This window comes from Methylobacterium sp. Leaf87 (assembly GCF_001422775.1).
GTDB lineage: Bacteria > Pseudomonadota > Alphaproteobacteria > Rhizobiales > Beijerinckiaceae > Methylobacterium.
The window spans coordinates 54,766-69,211 of the sequence record NZ_LMMI01000006.1 but is presented as its reverse complement, the minus strand read 5'-3'; the positions used below and the strand labels follow the sequence as shown (position 1 = coordinate 69,211).

10 protein-coding genes are annotated in these 14,446 nt (G+C 68.9%); 7 read left to right on the top strand and 3 right to left on the bottom strand.

Going from position 1 to position 14,446, the window contains the following annotated elements:
- Nucleotides 1–5: 5 nt before the first annotated feature.
- From kdpA to ASF22_RS05675, 7 genes are all read left to right on the top strand, one after another.
- Entirely contained in the window at nucleotides 6–1,721 is a 1,716-nt protein-coding gene (gene kdpA, locus ASF22_RS05705) for a potassium-transporting ATPase subunit KdpA (protein ID WP_056262356.1), read from the top strand.
- A gap of 1 nt (nucleotide 1,722) precedes the next feature.
- Entirely contained in the window at nucleotides 1,723–1,932 is a 210-nt protein-coding gene (locus ASF22_RS05700) for a hypothetical protein (protein ID WP_056262353.1), read from the top strand.
- A gap of 67 nt (nucleotides 1,933–1,999) precedes the next feature.
- Nucleotides 2,000–4,093: a potassium-transporting ATPase subunit KdpB gene (gene kdpB, locus ASF22_RS05695; RefSeq protein WP_056262352.1), complete on the top strand. Its 2,094-nt coding sequence runs from the start codon at nucleotides 2,000–2,002 to the stop codon at nucleotides 4,091–4,093.
- 34 nt (nucleotides 4,094–4,127) lie between these two features.
- Nucleotides 4,128–4,733, top strand: a complete 606-nt coding sequence (locus ASF22_RS05690) for a K(+)-transporting ATPase subunit C (RefSeq protein ID WP_056262349.1) — start codon at nucleotides 4,128–4,130, stop codon at nucleotides 4,731–4,733.
- A gap of 10 nt (nucleotides 4,734–4,743) precedes the next feature.
- A complete protein-coding gene (locus ASF22_RS05685; RefSeq protein ID WP_056262347.1) occupies nucleotides 4,744–7,473 on the top strand; it encodes a sensor histidine kinase KdpD in 2,730 nt (909 codons plus the stop codon).
- On the top strand, nucleotides 7,470–8,159 hold the full coding sequence (locus tag ASF22_RS05680) for a response regulator transcription factor (protein ID WP_056262344.1): 690 nt from the start codon (nucleotides 7,470–7,472) through the stop codon (nucleotides 8,157–8,159). The genes ASF22_RS05685 and ASF22_RS05680 overlap by 4 nt, the downstream gene beginning before the upstream one ends.
- Before the next feature lie 183 nt (nucleotides 8,160–8,342).
- Complete coding sequence (locus ASF22_RS05675; RefSeq protein WP_200927098.1) at nucleotides 8,343–8,486, top strand: hypothetical protein; 144 nt, start codon at nucleotides 8,343–8,345, stop codon at nucleotides 8,484–8,486.
- Nucleotides 8,487–8,879: 393 nt separating this feature from the next.
- On the opposite strand, the gene ASF22_RS05670 is transcribed toward ASF22_RS05675, so the two are convergent.
- Genes ASF22_RS05670 through ASF22_RS05660 form a run of 3 tightly spaced genes read right to left on the bottom strand, consistent with a single transcriptional unit; the run spans nucleotide 8,880 to nucleotide 14,135 of the window.
- Nucleotides 8,880–9,239, bottom strand: a complete 360-nt coding sequence (locus tag ASF22_RS05670) for a hypothetical protein (protein ID WP_056174264.1) — start codon at nucleotides 9,237–9,239, stop codon at nucleotides 8,880–8,882.
- 32 nt (nucleotides 9,240–9,271) lie between these two features.
- Nucleotides 9,272–12,412: an efflux RND transporter permease subunit gene (locus tag ASF22_RS05665; protein WP_056262340.1), complete on the bottom strand. Its 3,141-nt coding sequence runs from the start codon at nucleotides 12,410–12,412 to the stop codon at nucleotides 9,272–9,274.
- A 13-nt stretch (nucleotides 12,413–12,425) separates the two neighbouring features.
- A complete protein-coding gene (locus tag ASF22_RS05660; RefSeq protein ID WP_056262411.1) occupies nucleotides 12,426–14,135 on the bottom strand; it encodes an HlyD family efflux transporter periplasmic adaptor subunit in 1,710 nt (569 codons plus the stop codon).
- Nucleotides 14,136–14,446 lie beyond the last annotated feature (311 nt).

The following is a 14,446-nucleotide window of genomic DNA, read 5'->3' as shown; positions in this document are numbered from 1 at the left end:
TCCCCATGACCCTCAATGGCTGGATTCAGATCGCGTTGTTCTGCGCGGTCGTGGTGGCGCTTGCCCGCCCCCTCGGTGGCTACATGACCCGCGTCTTCGCGGGGAAGCACACCCTCCTGTCGCCCGCGCTCGGCCCCATCGAGCGCGGCCTCTACCGCGCCGCCGGCATCGATGCGCGGCAGGAACAGCACTGGCTGGCCTATGGGCTATCGATGCTGACCTTCCACGTCCTCGGCTTCCTCGCCCTCTATGCGCTCCTGCGCATCCAGGCCGCGCTGCCGCTGAATCCGGACGGCCAGACGGCGGTCGCGCCGGACCTCGCCTTCAACACCGCCGCGAGCTTCGTCACAAACACGAACTGGCAATCCTATGGAGGCGAGACGACGTTGTCGTACCTCACGCAGATGCTGGGCCTGACCCACCAGAACTTCCTCTCGGCGGCCACCGGCATCGCCCTGGCGGTGGGGCTGGTGCGCGGGTTCAGCCGGGCTTCGAGCCGCACGATCGGCTCGTTCTGGGTCGATCTCACACGCACCACGCTCTACGTGCTGCTGCCGCTCTGCATCGTCTACACGCTGTTCCTGGTGTCACAGGGGATTCCCCAGACCCTCGGGGCGGCCGTGGAGGCGACGACCCTGGAGGGCGCCAAGCAGACCCTCGCGGTCGGCCCCGTGGCGAGCCAAGTCGCCATCAAGATGCTCGGCACCAATGGCGGCGGGTTCTTCAACGCCAACGCCGCGCATCCGTTCGAGAACCCGACGGCCCTCGCGAACTTCGTTCAGATGGTCTCGATCTTCGCCCTTGGCGCGGCGATGACCAACGTGTTCGGCCGGATGGTCGGCGACGAGCGCCAGGGCTGGGCCATCCTCGCCGCCATGGCCGTTCTGTTCCTCGCCGGTACCGCCATCGTCTACGGAGCCGAGAGCGCGGGCAGCCCCGTCCTCAACGGACTCGGGCTGACCGGCGGCAATATGGAAGGCAAGGAGGTCCGGTTCGGGATCCTGGCCTCTGCGTTGTTCGCCACCATCACCACGGCGGCGTCCTGCGGCGCGGTCAACGCCATGCACGACAGCTTCACAGCGCTGGGCGGCATGGTTCCGCTCATCAACATGCAGCTCGGCGAGATCATCGTCGGCGGCGTCGGGGCGGGCCTCTACGGCATCCTGGTCTTCGTCATCGTGACGATCTTCGTCGCCGGCCTGATGGTCGGACGCACCCCCGAATACCTCGGCAAGAAGATCGAGGGCCGCGAGGTCAAGATGGCGATGCTCGCGATCCTGTGCCTGCCACTGATGATGCTCGGCTTCACGGCCCTGGCGACGGTGGTCGTGGCCGGCCTCGCCGGCCCCGCCAATGCCGGTCCGCACGGCTTCTCGGAAATCCTCTACGCCTTCACCTCGGCGGCGGCGAACAACGGGTCGGCCTTCGGGGGCCTGACGGCGAACACGGCCTTCTACAACACCACGCTGGGCCTCGGCATGCTGTTTGGCCGCTTCTTCGTCATTGTCCCGGCGCTCGCCATCGCGGGCTCGCTCGCGGCGAAGAAGACCGTGCCGGCCTCGGCCGGGACTTTCCCGACGGACAGCGGCCTGTTCGTCGGGCTCCTCGTCGGCGTGATCCTCATCGTCGGCGGCCTGACGTTCTTTCCGGCACTGGCGTTGGGGCCCATCGTCGAGCACCTCGCCGGCGGCCTGGGCCAGACCTTCCCGGCGGGCGGCTGAGATGCGTCACATCACGCTGCCCCGCCGCACGCCGACCCGGCGCGCCCTCGCCAAGCACCGGCCCCGCCCGCGGACGTGGAGTCGGGTCGACCGGCACCGATCCGCCCTTCGCATCTCGGACGTCGTCCTCGTCCTCCTGGGGCTGGCCCTGCTCGGCGCCCTCTGCCTCGGGGCAGCGGTGACTCTGCTCGGGCGAGCGCTCGCACCCTGACCGTCCCGATCCGCGCGGCGCTCCGGCGCTTCGGCCTCCTCAGAATCCCCCGCTCCGGATAGACGCCATGACTCGCCCAAACGCCACAAGCCTGTTTCAGGCCGCCCTCGTCGGGCCGGCCCTCGTCGGCGCCCTGACCAAGCTCGCCCCCCGGACGATGGTCCGGAACCCGGTCATGTTCGTGGTCGAGGTGGTCGCCGTCCTGACCACGATCCTGTTCGTCCGGGACGTCGTCACGGGCGGCGCCAACCTCGCCTTCTCGGCCCAGATCGTCCTGTGGCTCTGGTTCACCCTTCTGTTCGCCAACTTCGCCGAGGCCATCGCCGAGGGACGCGGCAAGGCCCAGGCCGACAGTCTCCGGCGTTCCCGCACCGAGACCATGGCGAAGCGCCTCACCGGACCCGGACGGGATCACGAGATGGTGCCGGGGAACAGCCTTACTGTCGGCGACGTGGTGCTGGTCGAGGCGGGCGACATCATCCCTTCCGACGGAGAGGTCATCCTCGGCGTGGCCTCCGTGAACGAGGCCGCCATCACCGGCGAATCCGCCCCCGTCATCCGCGAATCCGGCGGCGACCGCTCGGCCGTCACCGGCGGCACCCAGGTGCTGTCCGACGAGATCCGGGTGCGAATCACGGCCGCCGCCGGCTCGACCTTCGTCGATCGGATGATCGCCCTCGTGGAGGGCGCGGCGCGGCAGAAGACCCCGAACGAGATCGCGCTCAACATCCTGCTCGCGGGGCTCACCCTCGTCTTCGTCTTCGCCGTCGCCTCGATCCCGAGCTTTGCCGCCTATGCGGGCGGCACGATTCCCGTCATCGTCCTCGTTGCCCTGTTCGTGACCCTGATCCCGACCACCATCGGGGCGCTCCTCTCCGCCATTGGCATCGCCGGCATGGACAGGCTGGTGCGCTTCAATGTCCTCGCCATGTCGGGCCGCGCCGTGGAAGCCGCCGGCGACGTCGATACGCTCCTCCTCGACAAGACCGGCACGATCACGCTCGGCAACCGGCAGGCGACGGAGTTCCGCCCCGTGCGCGGCGTGTCGGAGCGGGATCTGGCCGACGCCGCCCAGTTGGCATCCTTGGCCGACGAGACCCCCGAGGGCCGGTCCATCGTGGTCCTGGCCAAGGACCGCTACGGCATCCGGGCCCGCGACATGGCGAGCCTGAGCGCGACCTTCGTGCCGTTCACGGCGCAGACCCGAATGAGCGGCGTCGACCTCGACGGATCCTCCATCCGCAAGGGTGCCGTGGAATCGATCATCGGGTCGGTGAGCCGGCAGCCCATGGCGACCCACGGCTCGAGCGTCGCCCTGGATTACGGCCCGGGCGCGGCCCCGGAGGCGATCCGAGAGATCCAAGCCATCGCCGAGGACGTCGCCAAGGCCGGCGGCACGCCCCTCGCCGTCTCCCGCGACGGCCGACTGCTCGGCGTGATCTATCTCAAGGACATCGTGAAGGGTGGCATCCGCGAGCGTTTCGCCGAGCTGCGCCGGATGGGCATCCGCACGGTGATGATCACCGGCGACAATCCCATGACCGCGGCCGCCATCGCCGCCGAGGCCGGTGTCGACGACTTCCTCGCCCAGGCGACCCCGGAGGACAAGCTCGCGCTGATCCGCCGGGAGCAAGCTCAGGGCAAGCTCGTCGCCATGTGCGGCGACGGCACCAACGACGCCCCGGCCCTGGCCCAGGCCGATGTGGGCGTCGCCATGAACACCGGCACCGTGGCGGCCCGCGAGGCCGGCAACATGGTCGACCTCGACAGCGATCCGACCAAGCTCATCGAGATCGTCGGCATCGGCAAGCAGCTTCTCATGACGCGGGGCGCCCTGACCACGTTCTCCATTGCCAACGATGTCGCCAAATACTTCGCCATCATCCCGGCGATGTTCCTCGGGCTCTATCCTCAGCTCCAAGGCCTCAACGTCATGGGGCTCGCCTCTCCCGAAAGCGCGATCCTATCGGCCATCGTCTTCAACGCCCTGATCATCGTCGCGCTGATCCCCCTGGCCCTGCGCGGCGTGTCCTACCGGGCGGTCGGGGCGGGCGCTCTGCTCGGCCGGAACCTCGCCGTCTTTGGGGTCGGCGGCATCCTTGTGCCGTTCGTGGGCATCAAGGCCATCGATCTGACGATCACCGCCCTGCACCTCGTCTGAGCCGCACCTGCCTGCTACCGTCGAGAGCTCCGTCATGTTGAATCAGCTTCGCCCCGCCCTCGTGCTCCTCATCGCCCTCGGGGTGATCACCGGGCTCGCCTATCCCCTGGCGATGACCGGCCTCGCGGGCGCCCTCTTCCCGGCGCAGGCCGCCGGGAGCCTGATCGAGCGCGACGGACGGATCGTCGGCTCCCACCTGATTGGGCAAGCCTTCACCACCGAGCGCTACTTCCAGGGCCGTCCGTCTGCGACCAGCGCCGCCGACCCGGCCGATGCGGGCAAGACCGTCCCGTCGCCCTACAATGCGGCGAACTCCTCGGGCTCGAACCTCGGCCCGACCAGCGCCGCCCTGGCCGAGCGCGTGCGCGCCGACCTTGCGGCGCGCCGGGCCGAGAACCCGGGAAGGAGCGTGCCCGTCGACCTCGTCACTGCGAGCGGTTCCGGCCTCGATCCGGACCTTTCCCCGGACGCTGCCCTGTTCCAGGTGCCGCGCGTCGCGCGGGCGCGCCGCCTGCCCGAGGACCGGGTTCGGGATCTCGTGCAGGCCCGCGTCCAGGGTCGCCTGCTCGGAATCTTGGGCGAGCCGCGGGTGAACGTGCTCGCCCTCAACCTCGCCCTCGACGACCTGAGGCCGGAGTGACCAGAGCCGGATGAGCCGCCCCCCGAAGAAGGTCCCCCCGCGCGACCCCGACCGGCCCTCGCCCGACGCACTGCTGGAAGCCGCGCGCCGGGAGGAGGGCCGCCGCGGCCGCCTCAAGATCTTCCTCGGGGCGGCGCCCGGCGTCGGCAAGACCTACGAGATGCTCACCGTCGGTCGCGCCCGGCTCAGGGCCGGTACCGACGTCGTCGTCGGCCTCGTCGAGGCACATGGACGGGCCGAGACCGAAGCCCTCGTGGCGGGCTTCGAGGTGGTGGCGCGCCGGGCGGTCCCGTATCACCGCACGGTCCTGGAGGAGCTGGATCTCGACGCACTTCTCGCGCGCCGGCCGGGCCTCGCCCTCGTGGACGAGCTCGCCCACACCAACGCGCCGGGTTCGCGCCACCCGAAGCGCTACCAGGACGTGGAGGAACTTCTCGATGCCGGGATCGATGTCTACACCACCCTCAACATCCAGCACGTCGAAAGCCTGAACGATGTCGTCGCTCAGATCACCCGCATCCGCGTCCGAGAGACGGTGCCCGACGGCATTCTCGACCGCGCCAACGACATCGAGGTCATCGATCTCAATCCGGACGACCTCATTCAGCGCCTGAAGGACGGCAAGGTCTACGTGAAAGCCAACGCCGAGCGCGCCCTGCGTCACTACTTCTCCCGCGGCAACCTCACGGCCCTGCGCGAGCTGGCGCTGCGCCGCACCGCCGACCGGGTCGACGACGAGCTTCTCAACCACATGCGGGCCAACGCCATCGCGGGTCCGTGGGGGGCGGGCGAACGGGTGCTCGTCTGCGTCAGCGAGGATCCGCGCTCCGCCGGCCTCGTGCGCCACGCCAAGCGCCTGGCCGACCGGCTGCACGCCCCCTGGACCGCCCTCACGGTGGAAGGTCCGCGGAGCCTCGCCCTCGACGAAGCAGCGCGCGACCGCATCGCCGACACCCTGCGGCTGGCCGACCGCCTCGGGGGCGAGACCGTGACCCTACCGGGCGGACGCCGGATCGCCGACAGCATCCTCGCCCATGCGCGCTCCGCCAACGTCAATCACATCATCCTCGGCAAGTCCGACCGCTCGCCACTGTTCGAACTCCTCAACGGCTCGGTGGTGCACGACCTCGTCCGACGCTCCGGGACCATCAGCATCCACGTCATCGCGGGCGAAGCGGCCGCTCCGGTTCCGGTCACGACCGTCGCCACTGAACCGACGAAGCGCACGTTCGAGTTCGTGCCCTACGGAGTCGGCCTTCTCGCGACCGCCGCGTCCCTCGCCCTCGCCCTCTTGGTCGAGCCGTATCTCGGCGTTGAGAACGCCGACCTGATCCTGCTCACCGCCATCGTCGCCGTCGCCGTACGCTTCGGCCTCGGGCCCTCCCTCGCCGCCGTCGTCGCCGCCTCGCTGTCGTACAACTTCTTCTTCCTGCCGCCGGTCTACACCCTCACCATCGCGGACCCGACCAACATCGCCGCGTTCCTGCTGTTCACTGCAGTCGCCGTGGTGGTCTCGAACCTCGCCTCCCGTTCGCGGCGGGACGCCCTGGTCTCGCAGGGGCGGGCCCGCGCCACGGAGCGCCTCTACGGCTTCAGCCGCACGCTCGCGGGCTGCGGCACCCTCGACGACGTGCTGTGGGCGACGTCGGCCCAGGTGGCGGCGATGCTGAAGGTCCGGGTCGTCATCCTGCTGCCTCAGGACGGGGCGGTCACGGTCCGGGCCGGCTTTCCGCCCGAGGACACCCTCGATGCGGCCGATCTCGGCGCCGCGACCTGGGCCTTCGACAACGAACGCCCGGCGGGCCGGGGCGCGGATACTTTGCCGGGCGCGCGACGGCTGTTCCTGCCCATGCGCACCGGCCGCGGCGGCATCGGGGTGATCGGGCTCGACGCCGACGGCGGCGGGCCGATCCTTTCGCCCGAGGGACGGCGACTGTTCGATGCCCTCGCCGACATGGCGGCCCTCGCCATCGAGCGCGTCCGGCTTGTGGAGAGCCTCGACCGGGCCGAGCGCGCCGCGGAGACCGACCGCCTACGCCAAGCCCTGCTGACCTCCATCTCGCACGACCTCCGCACGCCGCTCGCCTCGGTGTTCGGAGCGGCCACGACCCTGCGCGACCTCGACGATGCGCTCCCGCGCGACGCCAAGGCGGACCTTCTCGAAACCATCATCGCCGAAGCGGAGCGACTGAACCGCTTCATCGTCAACCTGCTCGACATGACCCGCCTGGAAGCCGGGGCGGTGGCCGCGAGCCTGACGCAGCAGGACCTCGGCGAACTCGTCGACACCGCCCTGCGCAGGCTCGGGCTGACCCTTGCCGGACACCGCGTGATGCTCGATGTGCCAGCCGCCCTGCCTGCCCTCCGGCTCGATCCCGTCCTGTTCGAGCAGGTGATGGTCAACCTCCTCGACAATGCCGCCAAATACGCACCGGAAGGGTCCGCGATCACGGTCGCGGGTTCGGTCGAAGGGGAACGGGTGCGCCTCCAAATCCTCGACGAAGGCGACGGCATGCCCGAGGCCGAGGTCGAACGGGTCTTCGACAAATTCTACAGGGTTCGGAAATCCGACAGTGTCCGGGCCGGAACGGGGCTCGGACTCGCCATCGCACGCGGCTTCGTCGAAGCGATGGGCGGGACGCTGACGGCCGCCAACCGGCGCGACCGGCTCGGCGCCGCCTTCACCATCCTGCTGCCCGTTCTACCGTCGGACCGCGCGAAGGACGACCACCCGGTATGAGCGTGAACATCCTGGTCATCGACGACGAACCGCCGATCCGGAAGCTCCTGCGCATGGGCTTGGCGACGCAAGGGTACGGCATCTGCGAAGCGCCGAACGCCCGTACCGCCCTCGACATCCTGGCCCGCGAGACGGTGGACCTGATCATCCTCGACCTCGGCCTGCCCGACATGCGGGGGCACGATCTGCTCCGGACCATTCGCAAGGATCACCGCGATCTGCCCGTCGTGGTTCTTTCGAGCCGCGACGACGAGGGTGGCAAGGTCGAAGCCCTCGATCTCGGCGCCGACGATTACGTGACGAAGCCCTTCGGCATGGGCGAGTTGCTCGCACGCATCCGTGCGGCCCTGCGCCACCAGCTCGCCGTCCAGGGCGAGCGGGCCGTGTTCGAAGTCGATGGTCTCAGCGTCGACCTCGTGCGCCGCATCGTCCGCGTGGGGGGCGCGGAGGTGAAGCTGACGCCGCGCGAGTACGATTTCCTGCGGGTCCTGGTTCAGCATGCCGGCAAGGCACTGACCCACGCCCAGCTCATGAACGCGGTCTCGACCTCATCCGACCCGCAATACCTGCGCGTCTACATCCGCCAGCTTCGCCAGAAGCTGGAGGCCGATCCCGAGCGGCCGCGCATCCTTCTGACCGAGACCGGCGTCGGCTACCGCCTGCGGGCGCCCAATGATTCCGCCTGACGATTCCGGTGCGCCTCCCCCTCCCTGTCCGCATCGCCTCGGTCCGTGGCGGGTGGGTGTCGGCGGTGAAGTGCCGGTGCCGGTTCGCGCTATCGCAGACGCAGCGATCCCTGCCTCGACACGGTCGCCCGGCACATCGGTGCTCCTTCGGCGTAGGCTGAAGGAGGCATGAGGACGACTGCGATGTCCAAGCGCGAAAGCGAGGATCGGGAGACGTTGCCCGAAAGGAAATTCGCTCTGCCGGGCGAGCGCAAGTATCAGATTGAGGACAGGTATCCGATCGAGGACAAGGCCCACGCGCGGAACGCCAAGGCTCGTGAGGCCTAGCAGGACGAGCGCGGCAACCTCTCGGCAGCCGACCATAGGCGGGTCTATGCCAGGGGCGATACGGTGCTCAGCCAAGGAGTAGCGCGGCGAGTGGCCGGATCTCGTCTGGCCTTCCGGTGGTCACGGCAGTCGCAACAATGGGGGCGCCTCAAACCATCGTGTCGCGCGAACTCGCCATACCCGATGGCGCGGTCGTGACGGTTGGATCGATTTAGGGCGGCCCTCAACAGCAACATCGTTCCGAAAGAGGGCCCAACGCCCGCCCGCCGTGCGTCGCTTCGTCGATGGGGTGCTCGCGTCGGTGAGACGCGTCGTCGGTGGCGGGGCGACGAGCTTCGGTACCCTGAAGCCCCCTCATCCGCAGGATCGAACGCCGTCGATGCGATCGCGCCGCTATTTCTCGAAGCGCGCCTGCAGGTTGTGGCCATGCAGCTTTGCCGACAGGGTGACTTTCGCGCCGGCCGCCAGGGGGGCCGTCAGGGGGCCTATGAGTTTGTTCGGCGCGGCTCCCTTCAGCGTCACGGTCTCGGTCTTGCCGCTCCGCAGCACGAAAGCCTTGGCCGTCAGGCCCGCCGTGTCCACGGGCCTGCCGTCTTCGTCCGAGATGAAGAAGGTCAGATCCGTGTCGGAACTGACGAACTCGATGGGGTGGCCGTCCACGACGGTGGTGGGTCCCCCGTTCGGACCGGCGGCCCGTGCGGGAAGAGAGACGGCCAGGAGCGCGGCAAAGGTCGTGGCGATGAGGGGGCGCATGAAATTCTCGCTGTCTCGTGGAGGTGGCGGATTCAGAAGGCCTCGGCCGGCGTACCCCGGGGGGCGACCGTGGAACTCCGTGCGGCATGGGCTTCGGCACGCAGGCGTTCCAGCGGCTTACGGCCGAAGGTCAGGAACAGGATCGGGGTCAGGATCGTGTCGAGCAGGGTAGCGCTGATCAGGCCGCCGAAGATCGTGACGGCGACCGGATGCAGGATTTCCTTGCCCGGCGCATCCGCACCGATGAGGAGCGGCGCCAGCGCGACCCCTGCGGAGAGCGCGGTCATGAGCACCGGCGTGAGCCGCTCGAGGCTGCCGCGGATGACGAGGTCCGGCCCGAAGGGCAGTCCCTCCTGGATCGCCAGGTTGAGCCAGTGGCTGATCTTCAGGATGCCGTTGCGCGTCGCGATACCCGTGAGGGTGATGAACCCGATCATCGAGGCGACCGACAGGGGCTGCCCTGCGATCCAGAGGGCGGCCACCGAACCGATCAGGGCGAGCGGAATGCTGCCCAGGATAATCAGCGTAAGGACGACGGAGCGATAGCGGCTGAAGAGGAGCGTGAAGACCAGCGCCAGCGAAAGCAGCGAGAGCAGGCCGATGGTGCGGCTCGCCTCCGCCTGGGCCTGGAACGAGCCTTCGAGATGGGTGACGTAGCCGTCGGGCAAGTTGGCGGCACCGATCTGCTCCCGGATGCCGGCAACGACCTTGACCATGTCGGCGCCGGCCGCCGTGTTGGCCTGCACGACGATGCGGCGGCGCGCATTCTCGCGCAGGATCTGGTTCGGTCCGTCCGTCTCGCGGATATCGGCGATCTGCCGCGCCGGGACCCAGCCGGATGGGGTCTCGATGAGGAGATCGCCGAGGCGCTGGGTGGTGCGCTGCGTGTCGGACAGGCGCATCACCACGTCGAAGCGGCGATAGCCGTCGACGACCCGCGAGACGACCTGGCCGTTCGACAGGCGGCTCAGCTGCTCCACCAGGGCCGCGGGCTGCACTCCGTAGAGGGCGGCCCGAGCGTAGTCGACGCGGATTTCCAGCTGCGGGATCAGCACCTGCTTCTCGACCTGCAGGTCGGCAATGCCGGGGATGCCGGACATGCGCCGGCGCAGGTCTTCGGCGACCGTGCGAAGGGTGTCGAGGTCCTCTCCGAACACCTTGAGGGCGATCTCCGCCCGTACCCCGGAGAGCATGTGGTCGAGGCGATGCGAGATCGGTTGACCGACATTGACGTTGACCGGCAGGACCGCGAGCCGGTTGCGGATATCGGCGACGAGCTCCGACTTCGAACGGGCACCGGGCTTCAGGTCGATCTCGAGATCAGACGAATGGACGCCCTCGGCATGTTCGTCGAGCTCGGCCCGGCCGGTGCGCCGGCCAACGGAGAGCACGTCCGGAATGCCCAGGAGCATGCGTTCGGCCAGGAGCCCGACCCGGTTGCTCTCGGTGAGCGAGATGCCCGGGTTGAAGGTCATGTTGACGGTGAACGAGCCTTCGTTGAACGGAGGCAGGAAGGCCCGGGGCAGGAACGTCGCGGCGATTCCGGACAACGCCACGGCGAGGGCCGCGAGGACCATGATCGGGCGGCCGTTGCCCAAGGCCGGGCGGAGCAAAGCGGCGACGCCGCGCTTGAGACCCCGGATCAGGCCGCTCTCGTGTTCGTCGAGGCGCTTCAGCCCCGGGAGCAGGTAATAGGCCATCACGGGCGTCAGGGTGATGGAGACGACGAGGCTCGCGAGAATCGAGATGATGTAGGCTTGGCCCAGCGGCGCGAACAGACGCCCCTCGATACCCGACAGGGCGAACAGGGGCACGAACACCAGCACGATGACCATCGTCGCGTAGACGATGCCCGAGCGCACCTCCTGCGAGGCCGAGACCACCACGTCGAACACCGAGCGCGGGTTGCCCTCGGCCCGGTTCTCCCGAAGGCGCCGGAAGATGTTCTCGACATCGACCACGGCGTCGTCGACGAGTTCGCCGATGGCGATGGCGAGTCCGCCCAGCGTCATCGTGTTGATGGACAGCCCGGCGAAGTGAAAGATCACCGCGGTGGCGAGAATCGAGACCGGGATCGCCGTGAGAGAGATCGCCGTGGTCCGGACGTTGAGCAGGAAGGCGAACAGCACCAGAGCCACCACGACGATGGCCTCCATCAGGACCGTTTCGACGTTGCGGATCGAGGTCTCGATGAAGTTCGCCTGCCGGAAGATGAGCCGGTCGGCCCGTACGCCCTTGGGCAGGGAGGCGGTGATATCCTTCAATGCGCTCTCCACGGAAGCGGTCAGCTGCACGGTGTCGACACCGGGCTGCTTCTCGACGGAGACCACGACGGCGGGGGCACCCATGTAGCCGGCGTCCCCGCGCTTCACCTTGGCGGCGAACGACACGTCGGCGACCTGGCGGAGGAAGACCGGCTTCTTCTCGACCGTTGCCACGACCATGTTGCGCAGGTCGTCGAGGTTCATCGTTCGGCTGAGGTTGCGGATGAGATATTCGCGCGCGTACTGGTCGGTGAAGCCACCGCCTGTGTTGATTCCGAACTGAGCGAGCGCCGTCTCGAGCTGGCCGTGGGTGACTCCGAGCGCTCGCAGGGCCGTTGGCTGGGGTGCGACCCGGAACTGACGTACCTCGCCGCCCATCGGGATGACTTGAGCGACACCCGGAATGGACAGGATGCGCGGCCGGATCGTGAAGTCGGCGATCTCGCGCAGCTGCATGGCCGACACGGTGTCGCCCGTCACCGCCACCATCACGATCTGCCCCATGATGGACGAGATCGGACCCATCATCGGATTGACCGTAGGCGGCAGCTGGGTCCGCGCCATCGCGAGGCGTTCCGAGACCTGCTGGCGATTGCGATAGATGTCCGTGTTCCAGTCGAACTCGACGTAGATGACCGACAGGCCGACCCCGGAGACGGAGCGGACGCGGGCGACGCCCGGAAGCCCGTTCATCTGCGTCTCCAGCGGGAAGGTGACGAGTTGCTCGACTTCCTGCGGGGCGAGGCCTTCCGCCTCGGTCATGATGGTGACGGTCGGACGGTTGAGGTCCGGGAAGACGTCGACGGGAAGCCGGATCGCGGTGAACGCGCCGTAGACGACCAGCACGGCGGCGACGGCCAGAACGACCAGCCGGTTTCGCAGGGATTGCGTGACGAGGAAGGTGAACATGGCGCCGGCTCCTTCAACGAACCTGATTGAGGAGTTCGGCGCCCTGGGTCACGATCCGCTTGCCCGGACCCACCCCCGACACCACCAGCAGGCGGGTAGCGTCGAGGGGCTCGACCTGGACCTCACGCGGCTCGAATCGCTCGGGCTGCGTGTGCTCGTAGACGATGTTCTGTCCGTTCGAGCCACGGACGACGCTGGCGCGGGGCAGCGCCAAGCCCTTCTGCTGCGTATCCGTCGCCGCCAGCACCGTCACGAACTGGCCCGTGCGCAGTTCGGCCGGCGCATTCTGAACGGCGAAGTGCATGGGCACCGCCTGACTGCGGTCGGCAAGTCCTGCGCCCATGTATTTCAGCGTCAGAACCCGGCCGTCCGCGAGGCGGGCCGTGGCGTCCTGGGTGCTCGCGAGGGCGTCGAAGCTCAGCGCTTCGACCCAGAGCCGCGCGGGATCGACGATATGGAACACCATCGCGCCCGGGCTCGCCATCTGCCCGGCGACGGCATTGGCTTCCGCGACGACGCCGGAGACCGGCGCCACCAGCGCCTCGGGCTGCTGACGGACGCCGTCGAGGGCGACGCGGCGGTCCGTCAATCCCTTCAGTTCGGCCTGCGCGTCGTCGAGCTGAACCTGTGAGACCGAGCCGCCCGGCGCCAGCTTGCGGAAGCGATCGACCCGCCGTTCCATGATGGTGATCTGCTGATCGAGTTCGCCCTGACGCTGGCGCATGTCGGAGACGTCGACCGCCTGGACCGGCGGGGTCACGGTCGCCAGCACCTCGCCCTTCTTCACCCGCGTGCCGAGACGCGGAAAGGCCTCCGAGGCCGGCGGCGACAGGCGGCCTCCGACGGACGACTGGACGACGCCGCTGCCGTTCGGATCGGCGATGATCCGACCGGGCAGCTCGGTCGTCCGGGCCAGGAGGTCGGAGGCCGTGACGATGGTCCGGACGGTCAGGATGCGCTGGGTGGGTTTGGGCACGAACACCGAGCCGTCGGGCATGCGCTGGGCCAGATCCTGGGCGCCGGCCGACGCCATGGGCATCCCGGTCGCGGCGCTCTCGCCATGGTCGTGCCCCTCATGCGCGAAGGCCGGCGGACCGAACAGCAGACCGGCGGCCAGCACGAGGATGCCGAGGGCCGGAGCGAGCCGCCGGCCTCGGACCAAGAGAGTCACCACCACGCCGAGGAGGAACCCGGCGCCGCCGATGATCATGGGGAGCGGGTCGGCCTGCCCGAGGTGCTGGCGAAAATCGTGAGCCACGGCGAGCCCCGCCGCCCAGGCCGGGGTGCCTGCACCGGCCGAGGGGACCGGCGGTACGGGAACGGTCAGGGTGACGGGGAAGATGTCCGAGGCACCGTTCGTCGTGACGGTGAACGGGACATCGTACTCGCCCGGCTTCTCGCTCCAATGCGCGTCGAGGCGGTAGCTCCCGTCGGCGGCGGCCGTCACCGTCGCGGTTCCCTCCGGAGTCTCCGCCGTCACCGAAGCGTCCGTCACCGGCTCGTTGGTCGACACCCGGTCGACGAACACGGTCACGGTGCCGTTTCGGGCAACCGCGACCAGCTCGAGGCCATCCGTCGATGAGGTGCCGCGAGGCGCCTGGGCGGCGGGCGCGGACTTTCCCGCATCGCCGTGGTCGTGCCCCTCATGTGCCCGGGGCGTCGCCGACCAAAGGCCGAACGTCAGAACCGCCGCCCCGAGGGCAGCCGGAAGCCGAATTGTCATCGTGTCGAAACCTTGCAGGATGGGACGGTCGCCGCACTCCAAAGGGAGGCGGCGTCAGGCGCGTCTCACACGAAGGATCGAGGTGGTTCCGCCAGAGCCTCCAGCACCGCGCTGGGATGCGCCCGATCCGTTGCCGGCATCACGCGCCCTGACTTTTCCCAGACGCCATCCACCGTGCCGGAGGCTTGAACAGCCAGGACCGGGCAGGAACAGCAGCCCGGGCAGGAACAGCAGCCCGGGCAGGTCTCCGGCGCCGCGGCTTTGCCTTCGTGCCCGGCCGCCGGAATTTCGGACGAAGCGTGGTGCCGGAT

Coding starts and splice junctions, on each gene's coding strand:
- ASF22_RS05700 (WP_056262353.1), top strand. CDS start 1,723: ATGCGTCACATCACGCTGCCCCGCCGCACGCCGACCCGGCGCGCCCTC.
- ASF22_RS05670 (WP_056174264.1), bottom strand. CDS start 9,239: ATGCGCCCCCTCATCGCCACGACCTTTGCCGCGCTCCTGGCCGTCTCT.
- kdpB (WP_056262352.1), top strand. CDS start 2,000: ATGACTCGCCCAAACGCCACAAGCCTGTTTCAGGCCGCCCTCGTCGGG.
- ASF22_RS05675 (WP_200927098.1), top strand. CDS start 8,343: ATGTCCAAGCGCGAAAGCGAGGATCGGGAGACGTTGCCCGAAAGGAAA.
- ASF22_RS05685 (WP_056262347.1), top strand. CDS start 4,744: ATGAGCCGCCCCCCGAAGAAGGTCCCCCCGCGCGACCCCGACCGGCCC.
- ASF22_RS05690 (WP_056262349.1), top strand. CDS start 4,128: ATGTTGAATCAGCTTCGCCCCGCCCTCGTGCTCCTCATCGCCCTCGGG.
- kdpA (WP_056262356.1), top strand. CDS start 6: ATGACCCTCAATGGCTGGATTCAGATCGCGTTGTTCTGCGCGGTCGTG.
- ASF22_RS05665 (WP_056262340.1), bottom strand. CDS start 12,412: ATGTTCACCTTCCTCGTCACGCAATCCCTGCGAAACCGGCTGGTCGTT.
- ASF22_RS05680 (WP_056262344.1), top strand. CDS start 7,470: ATGAGCGTGAACATCCTGGTCATCGACGACGAACCGCCGATCCGGAAG.
- ASF22_RS05660 (WP_056262411.1), bottom strand. CDS start 14,135: ATGACAATTCGGCTTCCGGCTGCCCTCGGGGCGGCGGTTCTGACGTTC.